The organism is Mycolicibacterium litorale, assembly GCF_010731695.1.
Taxonomy (GTDB): Bacteria; Actinomycetota; Actinomycetes; order Mycobacteriales; family Mycobacteriaceae; genus Mycobacterium; species Mycobacterium litorale.
In genome coordinates this window covers 3,359,975-3,378,404 of sequence record NZ_AP022586.1, presented here as the reverse complement: position 1 = coordinate 3,378,404, position 18,430 = coordinate 3,359,975, and the positions used below count along the sequence as shown (strand labels likewise).

The window sequence follows — 18,430 nt, the reverse complement described above, 5'->3', positions numbered from 1 at the left end:
CTCGCGCGTTGGTCGTCCATGCGTGAAGTGAATGGTGACAACGATGCGCAAGACGAGTTCGTAGGACCGGACGAGGGAGAGGGGCGGCCGAAGATGCTGCGACATCTTCGGCGGCGCCACGTGATTTTCGCCGGGCTGTTTGTCTTGATCCTGGTTGTGGGATTCGGCTGTTGGCTCGCTTTACGAGCCTTCGAGGCGAAATCGAACCTCGAGGCGGCGCGGAACAGCGCCCAACAGGCGAAAGATGCGCTATTAGACGGTGACACCGATGGTGCCGCCAAACATGCAGATGACGCGCATTCTCACGCCCAGCATGCGCGCGACGCGACGCATTCAGTTCCCTGGAACATTGCCTCGGCGGTCCCATGGATAGGAGATCCATTCACCACGGGTCAAGAGATATCCGACGTCGTTGTGGGTCTTGCGACCGATGTCCTACAGCCGGCGGCAACGGTTGGTGCGGTCCTCTCGCCGGACCATCTACTGCAAGGCAACCGCGTGGACGTTCAGGTGCTTCGCGACCGCGAACCCGAGCTGAGCACGCTGGCCGCTGCCGCCACCAAACTCAACGAGAACGCTCAGGCCATATCGGATCCGAAGTACGTTTCGCTTCTGAGTGACGCTCGTTCGCAACTGCAGGACCAGACCGCCAACGTCGCAGACTTACTCGATAACACAGCGCTCGCCGCGCGCATCGTGCCCTCGATGATGGGCGCGGACGGCACACGTACGTATTTCATGGCTTTCCAGACGAATGCCGAGGCGCGAGGCACCGGTGGCTTACTCGGAGGCTTCGGCCTTCTGCGGTTCGACAACGGTACTGCGACCGTCGACACGTTGGCCTCAAACCGAGATCTGGACGGTGCTTCGGCTTCGGTGGACCTCGGCCGCGAGTTCACGGAAATGTACGGCTTCACCAATCCCACAACGGATTTCCGTAACAGCAACCTGAGCTCGCACTTCCCCTACGCAGCTCAGATATGGAAGTCGATGTGGGCGGAGCGGACCGGGATGAATGTCGACGGGGTGATCGCTCTCGACCCGGTGGCGCTGAGTTACGTGCTCGGGGCAGTCGGCTCGGTGAGGATGCCGGATGGTGAGGTAATCACCAAGGACAACGTCGTCGAACTCACCGAGTCCACTGCGTACAGCCGCTTCCCGAACGACCAGGTCGCTCGCAAGAATTACCTGCAGGACATTGCGAGCGAAGTGGTCAGAAAGATCACCGGGCGGGTGGAATCGCCGCAAGAGTTGCTCGACGCCTTGGGGAAGGCGGTCGGCGAACGACGAATAGCGGTGTGGAGTTCGGTGCCGGCCGAGCAGGAGTTGCTCGAAGAGACCCCCTTGGCTCACGTGGTTCCCGATGACCCCGCACCGTACGCCGGTGTCGTCATCAACAACCTGGGCGGCAACAAGCTCGACTACTACTTGAGAAGGCAAATCGAGTACGTCGCCGACGGCTGTAGTGCCGAGACGAGGAACTCGACCGTCACGATTCGGCTGTCCAACGAGGCGCCCAAGACTGGGCTCCCTGAGTATGTTGCCGCGGCACCCGGGATTCGTCCAGATATACCTCTCGATGTGCCGAGGGGTGCGATGGTCACCTCCGTTCGTTTGGTGGCGACCACCGGCGCCACGTTGACCAGTGCGTTGGTCGATGGGCAGCAAGTGCCCGTCTTCAGTGGTACAGAACGCGGACACCCGAGCTTCGAAGTGCAGCTCGGCATACCACCCGGTCAATCCGGCGTGCTGAGCTTCCGGCTCTCAGAACCGACCTCTGCCGGCGCAGCGCGTGTACCCGTGCAGCCATTGATCGACACTGTCGAACCGAAAGTGTCGGTGCCCCAGTGTTCGGGGTAGGTCGGCGTCCCTTCGCGTGTGGGCCGATTTACAACGACTCGGATGGGCGACGAACGCGCGTCGATCGAAGCTACCGGCTACAACGCACGAAAAGCACCCTCCGAGACTCGTCCATACTGGATTGCGTCGTCGGCGAGCAGGCAGTCATGCGAAGCGCTTCAACAGAAATCCGTAAGGGCGCCACGCTGTCTTCCTCTAAGCAAGCTATCGGTATGGGGGCGCAATGACTATGGACAGACGAACCCCCCGTTAGGAGCAGCTTATGCGGGCTAAACATAATTATCGTTGCCCATCCGCGGAGGGCCACCTGAGGGTGCAACGGTATGCTCGGGCAAATCGAGGCGTCGGATGTTAATGGCGTTTGGGGGCTAATACAAGCAGTAGTGAAGGGGATGCGTTGAATCTACAGGATTTCGTAAAGACATTGCGATCACGGTGGCTCACCGTGTTTGTGACTGTAGTGATTACCCTGCTGTCTGCAGTCGCTGTAACGCTACTTACAACGCCCCTCTACCAATCTTCAACGAGGTTGTTCGTGTCGACCAACGGCGGCTCCACGCTGGCGGAGACGTACCAGGGGAATCGTGTGTCGCAGGAGCGTGTGGTTTCATACGCTCAATTGCTGACCGGGGAGACGCTTGCGCAGCGCACTATAGATAAATTGGGCCTTGAAATAAGTGCTCCTGAACTCCAAAGTCACGTCACCGCAAGTTCGAAGTTGGACACTGTGCTTATAGACGTGCAGGTCCTTGACACCTCCCCAGTTCGGGCGCGCGATATTGCGAATACGCTCTCAGACGAGTTCGTCGCCATGGTGCGCGAACTGGAGACGCCCGAAGACGGCACAAGCCCGAATGCGCGCGTAGTAGTCGAACAACGCGCTTCCATATCCGATTCTCCAGTGATACCGCAACCGATTCGGAACATTGCTATCGGACTCGGTCTGGGACTGGTGCTCGGAATCGGACTAGCCGTTCTCCGTGACCTCTTGGACAACACAGTCAAAAGGCGTGAGGATCTAGAAAATATTACCAAAGCTGGAATTGTAGGGAGTATCCCTCTTGACAAGGAGCGCAGGAAGCAAGCAGCCATAGCGTTCGAGAGTGATAACTCCCCAATTGCTGAGGCGTTCCGCAAGGTGCGGACTAATCTGCAGTTCCTTGCTGTTGACAACCCGCCGCGAGTGATCGTCGTGACTAGTAGCGTGCCTAACGAGGGAAAATCAACCACAGCTATAAACATCGCACTGGCTTTGGCGGAGGCTGAACATAACGTGGTGCTGGTTGACGGCGACATGAGGCGCCCAACACTCCATAAGCACCTCGATCTGGTCCAACCGGTAGGATTCAGCACGGTGCTGAGTGGCAGTGCGTCTTTGGACGACGCGTTACAAGAAACTCGCTTCCGAGGCCTGACTGTGCTTACCTCCGGGGCAATCCCACCAAACCCGAGCGAACTGTTGGGGTCTCTTGCTGCGAAGAAGCTCTTGAGTGAGATGCGAGCTCATTTCGACTTCGTAATTGTCGACTCCACTCCGCTGCTTGCGGTCACCGACGCCGCAATACTGGCAGCGGGCGCTGATGGGGTGCTCATCATGGCACGATTCGGCCATACCAAACGCGAGCAACTTGCCCACGCAGTAGAGAGCCTTGAGAGCGTCGGCGCCCCCTTGTTGGGCGCAGTATTCACGATGGTTCCCACAAGAGGGAGTGGGTCATATAGCTACGGTTATTACGGCGATGCCGCCGTGCGGACGCAGAGTGTGGAGCCAAAGGTGGGCGCGAAACATATGGCACCCGACGGCAATCCCGCGCAAAGCACCGTGGACGAATCGGCAAACACCAGAAGTCTATGAATAAGTCGACAAGGTCAGCACATGCGCGACCGCCGAATAATCTGAATCGCCGGAGAACGCAAACCACAACGAGCCTTTGAGCCCCGCGGCCGGGCAGGGTCGCCTTGGTGATGCCATAATGTAACGGAGGCGCTCGCCGGCGCTTTCGTTAATCGACGCAGGAAAGACATGCGAGAAGCGGGGCGGCGGCTCGACCAGGGGGATAAATATGCGATTAAGTGTTCTAGGCGCTGGGTACCTGGGTGCGGTACACGCTGCTTGTATGGCCCATCTTGGCCACGAAGTGAGGGTTTACGATATAGATCCTGCGAAGGTCGCGTTATTAGCAGACGGGAAAGCTCCCTTCTACGAGCCAGGTTTTGAGGAGCTTCTCAGTTCGACGTTGACGACGGGCAGGCTGACTTTCACATCATCCGCACGTGACGCCATTGAGGGGAGCGACGTCCATTTCATCTGTGTGGGAACGCCGCAACAGCAAGGAGCTGAGGCGGCGGATCTCCGCTACGTTGACTCAGCCTTCGAGGCAATTGTTAAACACGCAAGCTGCCCAGGAACCATTGTCGGTAAGTCAACTGTTCCGGTAGGAACAGCCCGGCGCCTGGCTGATGCACTATCGCAGGATCGAACTGGAAGTCAGCTAGAACTGGCGTGGAACCCGGAGTTTCTTCGTGAGGGTACAGCGATCGCGGACACACTGCGTCCTGACCGTCTAGTCTTTGGAGTCGACACTGACACCGCGGAGAAAGTCCTCGCGGAGGTGTACAGAAGTCTTCTTGACAGTGGCGTCCCTGTTGTCACGACGGATTTGCCTACCTCGGAGATGGTCAAAGTCGCCGCCAACTCATTCCTGGCGACGAAGATTTCCTTCATCAACGCGATGGCCGAGATCTGCGAAGTTGCGAAGGCAGACGTTGTAACGCTGAGCCGAGCACTGGGTTACGACCAGAGGATCGGACCGCGGTTTCTCAACGCAGGGTTGGGGTTCGGCGGAGGCTGTCTGCCGAAGGACATCCGGGCATTTAGCGCGCGCGCTGGCGAGCTTGGTGCAGCCGACGCCGTAAGTTTCCTTCGAGAGATCGATAAGATTAATCAGCGACGTAGAGACCGTGTTGTGTCATTAGCGTCGAACATCTTCGGCGGGGATTTCCTGGGTAAGCGCATCGCAGTCCTCGGTGCCGCCTTCAAGCCCGATAGTGACGATGTTCGAGATTCCCCTGCCTTGAATGTCGCCGCAGCAATGCACCTAAAAGGAGCAGCTGTCGGAGTCCATGACCCTCAAGCTATCAACAATGCCAAAAAACAGTTCCCTACACTTTCTTACTACGAGCATGTCGACGAGGCGTGCCGCGCTGCGGATCTGGTAGTTCTGGCGACTGAATGGCAGGACTATCGTGATATCGACCCGCGTGTGTTTGCGTCCCTAGTTGGTCAGCCGGTACTGATTGACGCCAGAAATGCCTTGAATCATGAGGTCTGGATCGAAGCAGGCTGGAAAGTACATGCGCTAGGCCGGGGGAACCTCGAGGAATGATATCTGTAATGGATCGCGTCACCGCAGCTTTCCTCTGCTGCGGTCGCTACGTGCCCATGAATTTGCAGATCTGCTCCGCATTGAGTCACCGGTCGTGGAGCCAGTAACGGTGTCGCGCTTCTTTTGCGATGTCGGCTGTCGGGATCACCCCCCGATCATGGCGATAGTTTGTACGCGGCTTTTGGAGAAACTTTCACCTGGATATCAACGCGGATCGGAGGGGTAGCGGTGCCATCAGTTGCAGTGATTGGGACGCGAGGGTATCCCAGCTACTACGGTGGTTTCGAGACAGCGATCCGAAAGCTGGCGCCCTACCTCGCAGATAATGGGTGGGATGTGACGGTCTATGGCAGACCTGGTTCGACGAGGCTGGATGACCCGGACAAGGACGGGCGGGTTACTACCCGCATAACGAAGGGACTTGAATCCAAAAGTCTAAGCACTCTGTCGTACGGTTTATCGTCTAGTTTCGACGCCGCCAGGCACCGACCAGATGTCGCTCTGGTGATGAACGTCGCAAACGGCTTCTATCTCCCGCTGCTGAGGTCGAGGGGTGTACCGTCGCTGGTGAACGTTGATGGCCTCGAGTGGGAGCGGGCAAAATGGGGTCCGCGAGCGAGGCAAGTCTTCAGAACGGGTGCGCGGTTCACCGCCAAGTGGGCGTCCGGCCTTGTTTTCGACGCCCGCGCCATCGAGAGTCACTGGAATGAACACTTCGGGGTTGAAGGGCGATTCATTCCCTACGGAGGTGACGTGCCGCCCATGATGCGGGTGCCGGAGGGTTTAACGCATCGTGGTTATGTGCTCATAGTTGCAAGATTCGTACCTGAGAACAGCGTGCCGGAGTTCTTTCAGGCCGTGCCGGCCATTGCGGCAAAATATCCCGTTGTGATCGTCGGTAGCGCTGGATATGGCGGGGAGTTGGATGCGACCGCGGCGGACTTGGCGGCTACCAATCCGTCTGTATCTTGGCTGGGACATGTCAGCGATGATGGGTTGCTCCTATCGCTCTGGCAACACGCCGGTGTCTACTTTCATGGCCACAGTGTTGGCGGAACTAATCCGGCGTTGGTGCAAGCTATGGCAGCCGGGGCGCCCGTCCTGGCCAGAGACACCGTTTACAACCGTGAGGTACTTGGCCAGAATGGGGTCTTCGTGAAGGCAGACCCCGATTCGATTGCCACAAGCGTCTTACAAATGATGAGCAATGCCCGCGCACTCGACACGGCATCCAAAGCCAATCTTGGACGCGCAGAAAAGCACTACGCGTGGGCAGATATTTGCGGCAGTTATGAAGAGTCTCTGAGGATGCTGGCTGCGTGCTAGGGCTGCGATTGGAAGCCCTCTGCAAAGAATTGTGCCGGTTTGACAGGAAATGCGGAAGGCCACGATCATCGGTGAGCTAGGGAGTAGCCGCAGACGGAACCCAACGGTTGTGTTGGTCGGTGTGATCGCCATTGTCGCACTTGGGGTCGGCCTGGCGGTGCTTGTAAAACAACCATTAGGGGAGTCGCGGCGAAATAACTTCATCTTAGACTCGTCGAAGATCGCAACCCGGATCCCCGCTGGACGCGTCGGTTCCATCAACAATATGACGTCTAAGACCTATCAGGCTACCTACGAGTTGGTTGGCTCCTTCGATGCTGTGCGCGTGATATTCGGTTCTGATGACGAAGAGAACTCTGTAAAAGTGACTGAGGCAATCGTAAGCGCCCCATCCTCGGCGGATGACCTTAATAATTCCAATGGCGCATGGTCGCGCGTAACGAGCCAAGGAGAAACCGAATTCAGTATTTCGTCGGCGCCACACGAGAACGGACAGACCGCTTATACGGTTAGCGACTGGTTGCCTCTCACTTCCGTTGATCGTACGGACGGCGCGGGTTTTCCCCTGGTAAGTGTGCGGGCTCGTATGGCGCCCACCTCTGCGCTGCCGGTACTTGGGAATGGAAAAGACGACTTCACGAATTGGGCGAGTCGGTCAGACGGCGGTAGGAAGTTCTGGTGGAGAGAGCAAGAAGGCGACCATGTTTCCGATCCATCGGGCTTCGCGTCATCTGTTAACCGAAGTCAATCCCCCATTTTCGGCATACAGTACCTGTGCAGTGGGCGGGTCGTAACGGTCGCCGCGGTCGGTGATTCTATCACTGAAGGGCGTGGTTCCTACATCGGGGAGGGTTTCATACTGCCCCTCTTGGAGAAGCTCAATTCTGACAGCAACTCGACCAAGTATGAGTACGCAAATTTCGGGTGGTCCGGGCAGAACCCAGCGCAATACACCGAACGAGCGTTGCGACTTCTGGATTCGGAATTGAAGCCCGACGTCTTGATATTTCCCGCGGGATCGCCTAATCCTGCGTCGGCGGGCGCGCTCACCGACGAGGCGGTCTCCAAAATTGCTGTCGGCCGGGATAGCGTCGTTGCAGCTGCTCAAGATCAGGGAGTAGTGCCCCTCATCTGGACTTGGCTTCCGACGAATGCGACAGTTCGTTCGTACGGGACTACTGATGCGAGACGAGTGGCCTATAACTCTGAGCTTCTCCAGCTTGCGCCAAACGGGTTGTTGGTCGCAGACGTCGCGGAACCGTTGTCCGGGCCGGTAGTTGGCGGGCAAGTGCAGATGGCAGAGGGGCTCAGTAAAGACGGAATCCACCCTAATGACGCCGGGAATGCCGTTATCGGGGTCGCGGTTGAACCTGCGTTGATCACCGCACTTCGGCGTTCCCAGCAACCATGACTCGCCCTGGCTGGGGCGGCGGGCAGTTGCTTAGGTTGCCTGTTTGACGCGCAGTTGCCTGCTCCGATAGGAGAGCCTGCGTCGCCTGTGGGGAAAATCGCGCTTAACCGACCCAGGTTGAGTGGGCCGTTGCACGTGTGGAGGCCGGCGGTAGTCGCCTAGGTCCCGGATCCTCTAGCCGGTCGAGGTATATCGGCGCGAATTGTTGGCCCTCATTACTGAGTGAGCTTATAACCGCCGCACGCCATCTCGGTTGTCCTTCAATTCAGTGCGAGGAGAGTTAGCGCTGGCCTGTGCCCGATCCATGGCAGTCGGTGCTCCGCTAACCAGAAACGTCGATGAAAAGCATCCTGCTGACGCGATGTGCTCCCACCCGAAGACTGGATTACGGGGCGTTCACGGGGCACTGTCCCGAGCGCCGATTTGGCACGATGCGGTAGTTTCCAGCCGCAGCCTAACGGTCTTCGTGCGAGAATTAGCGAAATTCTCGCCCGTTCGAAGAAGCGCCTTCCAGGGGGACCTGCCGTGCACGTCGACACCCAACTTTCGTCCTCGCCTCTGTCTCGAGACTATACGCACACCAGACGCGTCGACCTCCAAGGGATGAGAGCATTTGCGGTTCTGGCGGTTTTTGCGGACCACTTATTCGGCTGGCCGGCTGGCGGATTCGTAGGCGTCGATGTATTTTTTGTGCTGAGTGGCTTCTTCATCACTGGGCTTCTGATCCGGGAGAGGACCGCGACCGGATCGCTGTCATTCCGGAATTTCTACATCCGCCGGGCGCGGCGGATTCTACCATCAGCGGTACTTGTGCTCGTCGTAACCGTCATAGGGTCCTATGCCTTATTCCCCGCGCTTCGCGCGAAAGAGACGCTAATTGATGCGCTCTATGCGGCGGTTTTCGCCGCGAACTACCGGTTTGAAACGGTTGGGGCAGACTACTTTCAGAAAGATCAGCCGCCATCGCCCGTGCAGCATTACTGGTCACTATCAATCGAAGAACAGTTCTACTTCGTCTGGCCGTTATTGCTCTTCGGGGTTTTCGTCATCACCCGTCGTCGCGCACGCAGGGGTAATCGCCATATCCGGCAGTGGGGGCTCTTTTGTGCCATGTCGTTCGTAGTATCCACGTCCTTTGGATTAGCGTTGCACATGTCAAGCGCGGACGCGAACACCGCTTATTTTTCCAGCATGACCCGTGTTTGGGAACTGGGAACTGGGGCTCTTGTGGCAATCGCAGGTCCATGGTTTGCGCGGATGCCGCTGAGTATCCGGCCAGGATTGGCGTATCTCGGATTAGCTGGAGCTTTCGCTTCGCTGTTTTTGATAGATGAATCTGTTCAATTCCCGGCACCATGGGCAGCGTTACCGGTTCTGTCAACAGCGGTGGTGATAGCATCTTTCCATGGTGCTGATGCCCGCGCCGTGCCTCTTCTGACGAACCCAGTCGCTAGGTTCGTTGGTGACACTAGTTATACGCTTTACTTGTGGCACTGGCCGATAATAATATTGATGCTGACAGTAGTACCAAAGGGGCCGCTGTTCTACATAGTCGCAGTCGGCTTAGCCTTCGGGTTGACGACAGTTACGTACCTCTATTATGAGAATCCGATCCGAAAATCCTCTTGGCTCGCGGACGATCCCCGTGGTGTGCACCAGGGGCGCTTGAGAATTAGTCAATCAGGCTGGGCATCTATCGGAGTCGTTTTGGTGGTAGCGATCGTGCTGTCCATATTGGCGAGTAACTACAGCACCAAAATTACGAATGCCAGGGAAGAGGTCGAGGCCGCTTCACTTGTCGATAAAGTGGGACCACTCGCGCCTCCGCCGCTGTTGCCTGCTCCGCACGCTGGGACCTCCGACCGAATCGAACCGATCACTACGCCGCTGCCGGGGACCGGCCCATGCTTTGGGGCCACAGCTATGCTTGATAGCCAATGCGCCTTGTGGGACCCTGGCCAACCCCTACAACCTAGTGTCGAGACTTTCACTAAAGATCTCGGCTCTCCGACTTGCTGGACTGGCGAAAACTCGCCACTTAAGTCGTGTACGTACGGATACGACGGTGACGGGGCAACGCGCATCGCGCTCGTAGGCGACTCACATGCTTCAAGGATCCTCGTCGCTTTGGCGCCGTATCTGGAGTCCTTAAGATGGCGCCTGACTACGTACGTTGGGTGGGGATGCGTCTTCAAGGAGCCGGCTGGTAGAGCATGCGTGACCGCCATGGAGGAAGCCCGCAAGCAACTGACCGAGCGTAGATACGACCTAATAATCACTACCGCTTCGCGCAAATTCGGAGGGGAACCTAAGGAGTACGCGAACGCGTGGGACGATTTCGTCGAGGCTGGCAGTCGCATTGCGGTGGTGGCTGACAACCCCGAGGTCAGCGAAGACTCGATTGAATGTCTGACTCGGCCAGCCTTCGGTAGCGAGCAGATCGGGGACTGTGGAACTGAACGGGCGGAAGCGATCGCGAGACCCGATCCATTAGTTGCTGCTGCTGGTCTCGTTCCGAACACTTTCGTTGTGGATCTAACGCAATACTTCTGCACCGAAGACCGCTGCCCATCAGTGATCGGGAACGTAATCGTCTACCGCGACATCGGATCGCATGTCACCGCGACATACTTTTCTACTCTAGCCCCAGCTTTGGTCGACGGATTAAGAAGGGTCATTGCTGCTTGATTCATGCCCTGCAGTAGTCTTCGATCAGATCGCTCAGCGGGGAAGTGAGGAAGACGCCGCGCAGATGTGCGCACCGCAACAGCCTACTTTGACAGCGTGTCGACTCTGCGTGCGGCTCAGATCCAAAAGGACCGCGCGTTGGCGAAGAGTCGATGCCGGCGAAGGGACAAGTTAACGCCGCCCGATCAGTTTAACGGCGTTGACGAAATCAGCCGGTCTAGGCACCAAGTCGCTTAGCCGGACACGCAGCGCAAGGGCTAGGATCAGCACGGTAACAATAAAGCCGGCAGCGGAAGCTATAGATGCGCCGAGAGCGCCGGCAAAGTGGCCAAGAGGTATCAACGCCGAGACTCCCACCGCGAGACCGCCCACCTGCGCTAGCGTGAGGAGCCTTCCTCTTCCACGTGCGTTCGCGGCCGAAGAAGCTACGAAGCCGATTAGCTGGGCTCCGCCGGCGATGATTGCAACGAAAGTGGCTGGCAGTGCTCCTTCGAAATCCGCGCCGAATACGAATGGCACCATGGGCCAAGCGGCGATGGCGAGAAGGGGGCAGCACATCAGGGCCAGCGCGGCCGCCGAACGTATTGCGGCCGATTCTAGACGCGCACGTTCGCCAGCGTCCGCCCTAGCGATTCCACGGAAGATGCTGCCCGCAAGCGCATGTCCCAACACTAACGGGGGAGCAGAACCGATGGTTACCGCCACGGAGTAATAACCCGCTTGTTGCGCTCCAATAAGAGGTAACGCCAGTACTTGGTCTAGTCGAGTTGAAGCTATCTGAGCAACTGAGCCTGCGTAGAAGGCGAAGCTGTTTGACAGAAAACGTCGGCTCGCCAGCACCTCGCCGCGTAGTGGAACTCTTGTCAGCGCTATCCCGGTAACGAAGTTCGCAAAATTACTTATGATGAAAGCGACCAATACCGTCGCGACGGTCGCGATGTCAAGCAGCCAGAAAGCTACGATCAAGACTACGTACGTCGCGGGTTGTATTACTTGCAAGATTGCCACTGCGCCGAATCGTTCGTGAGCGATCAAGACGCTCACATCGAGCGCCCAACTGGCTGGGAGAGCGGACAAGGCAACGCCAACTGTGGCGGTGACGCGGGAGAATTTATCGAACGACTCGAAAAGGGAGAAATAGCACGCCAGGGCTAGCACTATCGAGGCAAATATCGAAATCGCGATGACCAGGCGTGCGGAGCGGAGGGCGGCATCGGCTTCCGAGATCGCCGAGAGTCGACGCACTTCCATCGGCATTCCAATAGAGATCACCACCGGAACAATGAGAAAGAGCGCCAACGCTGCCGCTGTTTCCCCCCTGCCTTCTGGCCCGACGGCTCGCGAAATGATCGGCGCCGAAATCAACGATAGCGCTGTCGCTAGGAAGCGCCCGACTATAAGCGCGGACGGCGACCTACGAAAACGCGAATTGTTAGCATCTGTTCTTGTCATCACACTTCCATGGTCGCTACAGCGTTGCTATCGAACGTGTTCGCGGGTTACGCGCGACGAAGTGGGACGTGGTTTGAGCGGAACAATCTCGGGAAAGCGTGTCGTTTCGTGCCCCCGCCGGGGACGTCTGGGGTCGCACCTCTTCGCTGGCGGATGGTCACAGCAGGCCGCCCTCGACAGGTATTGTGCCGTACGCCAGTCTCATGGCGGCCACCTAGGCGCGTCGACCGAGTACTCGAAGGTAGGCGCCGACCGCAGCTCGAAGATTGCGTTTCGCATACTTGGCCCCGAGACTGATAACACCGAAGCCGCGATAACTGGGTACTTCCCGGCCTGCTGCCGATGTGCCGATGATCCGGCCGGCCATAGTTTCGCGCCGGTCAACTTGGAGCGGTTGAACAGGCTCTAATCGCTCAATGCCTAATTCTCGAATCTCGATTTCCCCGGCTTGGGCGGCGCGTATAACGCTCTCATGCCCTCGTCGCGTTCGGCAAATGACGACCGACCGGCCAACGGAATCAGTGTCGAACCGGGGGTACCCGCCCGAATCCGCCTCCCAGTAGTCGCCCACCGTCACATCGGCGAGTTGACCGGTGCCGTCGGGGCATATCTTGCACCGCCACTGCAGCGATTTGCCGAGTACTTGTCCCCAAGATTCCCTATAAGAGAGGGCTCGGCTCTCCCCGTCACGAGCCACGACTTGGAACTCCCCTGGCCACCCATTACCACGGTAACGGAGTCGCTCAATGTTCTCAGTGGCGATCCCCAATCGGTCGTTAGCGAGCCTGTCCGTAGCCAGTTGGGACGGCGTGCCCGCGCAAAAGAACGAAAGTAAGAAAGGCTCCTCGTGGGTATCCGCATGCAGTTGATAGGCGCGCAGCGCAGAAACCTCGCACGGCTTACCAATAAATGCGTCGCTACTGTTAAGCCCCCTAGCCTGCGAAGCTGTAGCTACTGGGGCGTATCTTGAACCGGCTGCGGCCAGTGCCTCCTCCTTAGTGGTCAGCGTGATGGGCACCGTTCTGCTCGGTTGCTCAGCCGACGCAGACGCTCCCACGGCATGCCCACCAGAAGCAACGATGCCTTGCACTAAGGCTGTGATGACCCCGGCGCTGCTACCGCTGTGCCGAACCGTCGGATCTACCGCCCACGCTTCCCAAACCGACCAATATCTGCCAAAGGTTCGATGCGAGTAGGGCGCCTTCACGGCCCGTGCGTCAACCCTGACTCCCGGGCACACATATTGGAAGCGCTTGGTTTCGATCGGGGAGTTCGGACCTGCGGTCACTGTGGGACGCATATATCCGTCGGCAGATAAGGCCATCTGAACTCTCGATGAGATAAGCGCGCATGCTCCGCAGCCCGTGCAATTTTCGTTAGCGACCACCCTATCCACCGCCGACCGGAAAGTGTCGAGGCTAGCCTTATCGGAACCGGTCATGAACCCCCCGCGAGCGTTAAGAGACGGCGCGCTTTAGCTTCCCACGTATGCTCTACCGGTATCGGCGTTGGATCACGCTCGACGCGAGGGCCATTTGATGCAAGTGTCGCCAGAAGCCGTGGGTGATCCTCCGCCTCGGCCACTTGAACCGCTACGAGGCCTCGCTTGCCCGCACCGCGTACTGGCGTGGTCAGAACTGGCAGACCCGCTGCTCGGTATTCGTACGTCTTTAGTATGTCCCCACCGATCTCGAACTCTCCAACTCTGTGCGGAACCCACCCGACATCAAATGTACTCAGCAGCGATGGGACATCCTCATAATGCACGTCGCCGAGCAGAGTGATATTCGGTTCACGCTCCAGCGGATCCCGGTACCCAGCATCCAGGATCGGCCCGGCGAAGACGAATTTGACTGAAGGTAGGGAGCGCGCCGCAGTGCAGACAAGATCCAGATCAAGGCGGTGTCCGATCTTCCCCACGTACCCGACGGTCATTGGCCCGGTCGCCGTAGAACCAGGGTCGAATCGTTCTGGGTCAACACCGTTCGTCATCAGCTCAACGTCTGGGCGGCCGAGTCGGCGCGCCAGTTCCGCAGTACCTTCGGAATTTGCGGTCACATGGTGCACGCGATCGAATAAGCATCTGTAGGCATCCTCAACTCGATCGCGAATACCCGCGAAAGCGTAATGCACTGTCCAGTCGTCAAGGAGGTCAGCGATTGTTCGCCTCCGGATGTTGAAGACTGTGTCCGCAACATTCGATACAGCAACGAAGGGGTTCCAGATGATCGCTGGCGCGCTAGCTGGTGCTCGCGGCGAGGCGTAGTGGCTCGCACTATCGACCCACCAACGGCGGCGGTCCGTGAGGTTAGGCAGGCGCCACGTGCTAGAAGAATGGTCAGCAAGGTACGGGTTCGTAGTTGCTGAATTCGGACGTCTACGAAACCGCCTTCGCAGATCTAACACCTTTGGTTCCGGCCGCGAAAGCACCTCAACTATCCCGTCCGGCATGACGAACTTCGCGAGCCATTCGATCAAGTGAGCGTCACGAGTGCGGAAACCCTCATCAACCATTTTGCGATACCCGTGCATCGGGAAAGCGATGATCTTCGGGGAGGCGGCAAGGCGGGGCACACCGACATCTTGGGGGGAGCTCATTTACAGCGCCTTGGCGAGGTCTTGTGCAACTCGCTCGATCGATCCCACGGCTTCCGCTCGCACGGACGGTGCTTTCCTTGTCCAGTGATCGAGATTTCTCACGAACGCGCTCGTTTGCTCCACTATATCCGGGCTCGTGCGCAGGTCGAGACTCGCACTCCAGTCAAGATCATTCAGCAAGGGCGCGAATTTGCGCGAATAGGCCCATGCTAGAGCGGGCGTGCCGACGGATAGGGCGTTCAAGCATGCGTGCATTCGTGCGCCGATAACCGCCGCGGCCTCGTTGAGGCGACTTCTTACGTCATTCAACGACTGCGGAACGAAAAAACCAACGTCGTCGCTTCTTAACGCTTTGGCGGCTTCTTCAACGGCGGTAACGTCGTCTTCGCGGCTTACTGCTGATCGTAGTACATGCGGGAAAATCGTGACAGGATGACCGGCCCCCGAGATAGCGCGACAGGCATCGATTACAGCGTTTCTGTATCGCAAGTAGTCCACGTGTGGATTTGAGCGCCACAACAGCCCAGATACGTTCATATATACGCCGGCGCGTGAGTTAGCTTCCGGCAGCGGCGGGAGCGCAAAGACAAGGTCGGACGACAGAGCATCTGGGCGCCGACCGAGTGCAGCGGAGTACCTCGCGCTTTCTGAGTCCCGTGCATAAACGCGTGTCGCGCCCCGAATGGATGCCCGCGCAATGCTTCGACCGTATCGCGAATCGAAAGGCCCGATAGTTTGAGGGGCAAGAACCAAGGGGATCCCGGCCTTGATGGCAGCGCGGTGCGCGTAGGTCATGACGGTGAGGCGTCGCGAGCTGTACATATCGGTGAAACTATCACCGGAAGTTGTGTCGACAATAACGTCGTAGTTCCTAAACAGTTCTTTGATGTAGCCGCTAGACCGACCGACGTCTCGTACAATGGCCCCCTTACCTAGTGGAGTACCCAGAGTGTCGTGGTCGTGGAAGTCCACTTCAACATTCTTGAATGCCATTTCACATAGCCGAGCGGCGCCGGTCGCCAACACCCGTATCCCGAGATTTGTTGCTGAATGTTTAGCCCAAAGCACCAAGGCGCGCTGCGTCAAATCATCCCCTTCTGCCCGACGAACGCCGGCTCACGACTATCCTCATGTTCGAGGCCGCCCATATGGGCGCGCCCTAGTTCTGTCGTTGCGACGGCAACTCCCATGTAGAACCACACCAATATTCCGAACTGCGTGATCAAGGCGACCGTCAGCAGTGCTGGCATCACGCTCGCGAGCGCGATTTCTGGAGAATTAGCTTTTCTATTTACGGCGCGGAACACAGTCCAAGCCGCGGCCAGCAAGAACAGGGAACCTAATGCCCATCCGAAGTTAACGGCCAGGCGGAGAAATGCATTGTCTATTGAAACCACGCCAAACCATTGGAAGACGCCTGCCGTTTCGTGGTAGCCCCGTGCAGTGCCAAAGGCCTCTAGGTACGGAACTAGCTCGAGGAGGCGTAGGCGGTGATTCGCACTTCTCGTCGCTTCTTGCGAAGCTGCGTTGAACACGCCCTCCACCCAGGGAAGCGCCACTGCCGCCGTTGCTAACACGCCCAGCGCCACAGTGGTGCGAGTTCGACGGGAGATCTTGCCGTGCGACGCCCACAGAGTGAACGCTAAAGCGAGCCCGGCAGTAACGAGTCCGGAGCGACTGAATGTTGTGAAGATTGCCACGATAATGAGCGCAGTCACAGTCGCCTGCGTCACCGGGCGGAATCGAGATGTAAGCACCATCGGTATGGCAAGCGCTAAAGAGTTCGCGAGCGCAATCGAATGGGCGAATGATCCCTCAGACCGAGTGATCCCGCCGCGGTCCTGAAGCGTACCGAGTTTCAAGTATTGCTCGGTGGCCGGCGCGGTCCCGAAGTAAGGGTTCCAGTCGGCGAGGTATTCCACAATGGCAAGCAATGCGACGACCAAGAATACGATCGTTATCGTATCGCGCACAAATTGTATTCCAACTTGCGTGGTAAGTGAGTATCCAACAAAAAATGCGGGTACCCACTGCGCCAGCAGTACGAATCCATGTCCAGGTATGGACGCTCCCAGTGCCACTAGCAGGCCGACGAATAGGCCTATTGACAAGACCGCCACCACGGCATAATTGCCACCACGCACGGCGCGTAGTAGTGCGCCAGGGAAGACCATGAGCGAGATAAGGCTGGCTGCGGGAACGTAACCGAATAAGTCAATGCCCCACCAGTATGGCACAAAGCATATCGCCGATAGGAATACACAAAGGCTCAGCTTGGGGCTTAGGTTCAACAAGACAAACGCCGTGAGTCCGAGAAAGCCGGCCGCGGTTGTCGGTAGCCCGAAACGCAGCGACAAGCCGATAAAGGCAAGGGTTGCAGCTGCACCCATGACCGTTGTAGCCGCTCTGCCGCGAAGATCCACTTCTCCGGTTCTAGGCATCCGCGTTCGCCCAGACAGCGCCGGCAAACTTCGCGAAGCGCCGAGCCTCGTAGAGAAGCGCGTCGTTTCGTGATTGCCGGCCTCGAAAGAAGAAGACAATTGAACGGGAAAGCAGTCCAAGGCTGAAAATTGTTCTCCATATCGCGAAGGTCAATGGACTGGGGTCGAAAGTGGTTTTGTAGTAGTCGCTCAGGCTACGTGGCCACATCACGTTTATGTCGTCCGACGGACTTCTCTTGACCGACTGGCCCATCGCGTGGAAACATCCAATGTCGGTCAGCATTACCACCGAAAGCCCGTGGGTGAGAGCACGCCAACAGTATTCGGTGTCTTCGGCGTACATAAACCACCGCTCGGAAAGAACCCCAATCCGCTCAATCGTCTCACGTTTTATGTACATACAGGCTCCCGCGACCCATTCGACCGGCTCGACGGATTGCAGTTGCCCATCCAAGTACAGATATCGGCCCTTGAACTTGGATGTCCGGCGGCACAACCGACTTAGTCCTGTGAAATGGGCAAGCATCGGCAGCACGAATGGCTGCCTGCCGGCAGTCGTTGTCTTGACGGTGTTCCCGGAGTACACAAGGGGAGAGAGAATGCCGACATCGCGCAATTCGGATGCGGCCGAGCGCAATTGCTCAAGCGAGCCACAGTCGAGGATAGCATCTGGGTTTAGGAGTAGGACATCGCTGTCGTTGGGGGTTGCCGCAATTGCCTCGTTAATCGCCTTCGCGAAGCCAGCATTCGACTCGCGGAGTATGAGTCGGTCGATCAAGCCTTCGTCGCTCAAGGTGCGTAATACACTGCGTGTGTCATCTGACGAATTGTTGTCGATGACCATGACCCGCACGCCAGAGGGCCGCTCGATGCTTCGAACACATTGATTGATCTCGCGGCCACTGTTGTAGGTTAAGACTATAATCCACAACGGAGATGTCATTGGGCTGCCCACATCAAGCTGCTCACCGATTGCCACGTAGCTTAGGACTTGCAGGATTCCGAGCCGGCGGTGTAGACCCGTACGGTTGAGGTCGGGCGTTCATTAGTCTATTCGATTCCCGGCCGTCCAATGGGGCGGCATGACGCTCTAGGCGTTGTCAGGCTGTTGACATTATTAATGGGACTCCCCCTCAAGAGTAATTCAGCGCACTGCCGCCTTCACGGCTTCCTCGGTGCTGTGTTGAGCAAGTAAGTCAACTGCGTCGCGCCCAAGGCCCCACCCGTGCCAGTGCAGCTCTAACATACAGCAGGATCTCGTTGAGTCC

12 protein-coding genes are annotated in these 18,430 nt (G+C 57.8%); 6 read left to right on the top strand and 6 right to left on the bottom strand.

Annotated features, from left to right (window positions below; genetic code table 11):
* The first annotated feature begins 93 nt into the window (after positions 1-93).
* The 6 genes from G6N30_RS16070 (at position 94) to G6N30_RS16045 (ending at position 10,671) form a co-directional block, all read left to right on the top strand.
* Positions 94-1,860 carry a DUF4012 domain-containing protein gene (locus G6N30_RS16070; protein ID WP_134055344.1) on the top strand — a complete coding sequence of 589 codons (1,767 nt, stop codon included), beginning with the start codon at positions 94-96 and terminating at the stop codon, positions 1,858-1,860.
* 397 nt (positions 1,861-2,257) lie between these two features.
* Positions 2,258-3,715: a tyrosine-protein kinase domain-containing protein gene (locus tag G6N30_RS16065; protein ID WP_134054433.1), complete on the top strand. Its 1,458-nt coding sequence runs from the start codon at positions 2,258-2,260 to the stop codon at positions 3,713-3,715.
* A 208-nt stretch (positions 3,716-3,923) separates the two neighbouring features.
* The gene (locus G6N30_RS16060; RefSeq protein WP_134054431.1) at positions 3,924-5,246 is read left to right on the top strand and encodes a UDP-glucose dehydrogenase family protein; all 1,323 of its coding nucleotides are present in this window, start codon (positions 3,924-3,926) and stop codon (positions 5,244-5,246) included.
* 228 nt (positions 5,247-5,474) lie between these two features.
* A complete protein-coding gene (locus G6N30_RS16055) occupies positions 5,475-6,572 on the top strand; it encodes a glycosyltransferase (protein ID WP_134054429.1) in 1,098 nt (365 codons plus the stop codon).
* A gap of 121 nt (positions 6,573-6,693) precedes the next feature.
* Entirely contained in the window at positions 6,694-7,983 is a 1,290-nt protein-coding gene (locus G6N30_RS16050) for an SGNH/GDSL hydrolase family protein (RefSeq protein ID WP_163687613.1), read from the top strand.
* Between the two features lie 525 nt (positions 7,984-8,508).
* Positions 8,509-10,671 (top strand): acyltransferase family protein, encoded by a 2,163-nt coding sequence (locus G6N30_RS16045; RefSeq protein WP_234880152.1) that lies wholly within the window; start codon positions 8,509-8,511, stop codon positions 10,669-10,671.
* Between the two features lie 171 nt (positions 10,672-10,842).
* Here G6N30_RS16045 and G6N30_RS16040 read toward each other — a convergent pair whose 3' ends face one another.
* The 6 genes from G6N30_RS16040 to G6N30_RS16015 form a co-directional block, all read right to left on the bottom strand.
* Positions 10,843-12,123 (bottom strand): lipopolysaccharide biosynthesis protein, encoded by a 1,281-nt coding sequence (locus tag G6N30_RS16040; protein ID WP_134054425.1) that lies wholly within the window; start codon positions 12,121-12,123, stop codon positions 10,843-10,845.
* A 214-nt stretch (positions 12,124-12,337) separates the two neighbouring features.
* Complete coding sequence (locus tag G6N30_RS16035) at positions 12,338-13,423, bottom strand: Coenzyme F420 hydrogenase/dehydrogenase, beta subunit C-terminal domain (protein ID WP_234880188.1); 1,086 nt, start codon at positions 13,421-13,423, stop codon at positions 12,338-12,340.
* Positions 13,424-13,560: 137 nt separating this feature from the next.
* Positions 13,561-14,058 (bottom strand): glycosyltransferase, encoded by a 498-nt coding sequence (locus G6N30_RS27260; protein ID WP_234880187.1) that lies wholly within the window; start codon positions 14,056-14,058, stop codon positions 13,561-13,563.
* 663 nt (positions 14,059-14,721) lie between these two features.
* A complete protein-coding gene (locus G6N30_RS16025; RefSeq protein ID WP_163687610.1) occupies positions 14,722-15,807 on the bottom strand; it encodes a polysaccharide pyruvyl transferase family protein in 1,086 nt (361 codons plus the stop codon).
* Positions 15,804-17,144 (bottom strand): O-antigen ligase family protein, encoded by a 1,341-nt coding sequence (locus tag G6N30_RS16020; protein ID WP_134054419.1) that lies wholly within the window; start codon positions 17,142-17,144, stop codon positions 15,804-15,806. The genes G6N30_RS16025 and G6N30_RS16020 overlap by 4 nt, the downstream gene beginning before the upstream one ends.
* A gap of 10 nt (positions 17,145-17,154) precedes the next feature.
* Positions 17,155-18,105, bottom strand: coding sequence for a glycosyltransferase (locus G6N30_RS16015; protein WP_234880186.1), 951 nt, complete (start codon positions 18,103-18,105; stop codon positions 17,155-17,157).
* Between the last annotated feature and the right edge of the window lie 325 nt (positions 18,106-18,430).

Coding starts and splice junctions, on each gene's coding strand:
- G6N30_RS16070 (WP_134055344.1), top strand. CDS start 94: ATGCTGCGACATCTTCGGCGGCGCCACGTGATTTTCGCCGGGCTGTTT.
- G6N30_RS16060 (WP_134054431.1), top strand. CDS start 3,924: ATGCGATTAAGTGTTCTAGGCGCTGGGTACCTGGGTGCGGTACACGCT.
- G6N30_RS16040 (WP_134054425.1), bottom strand. CDS start 12,123: ATGACAAGAACAGATGCTAACAATTCGCGTTTTCGTAGGTCGCCGTCC.
- G6N30_RS16035 (WP_234880188.1), bottom strand. CDS start 13,423: ATGCGTCCCACAGTGACCGCAGGTCCGAACTCCCCGATCGAAACCAAG.
- G6N30_RS27260 (WP_234880187.1), bottom strand. CDS start 14,058: ATGACCGTCGGGTACGTGGGGAAGATCGGACACCGCCTTGATCTGGAT.
- G6N30_RS16015 (WP_234880186.1), bottom strand. CDS start 18,105: ATGACATCTCCGTTGTGGATTATAGTCTTAACCTACAACAGTGGCCGC.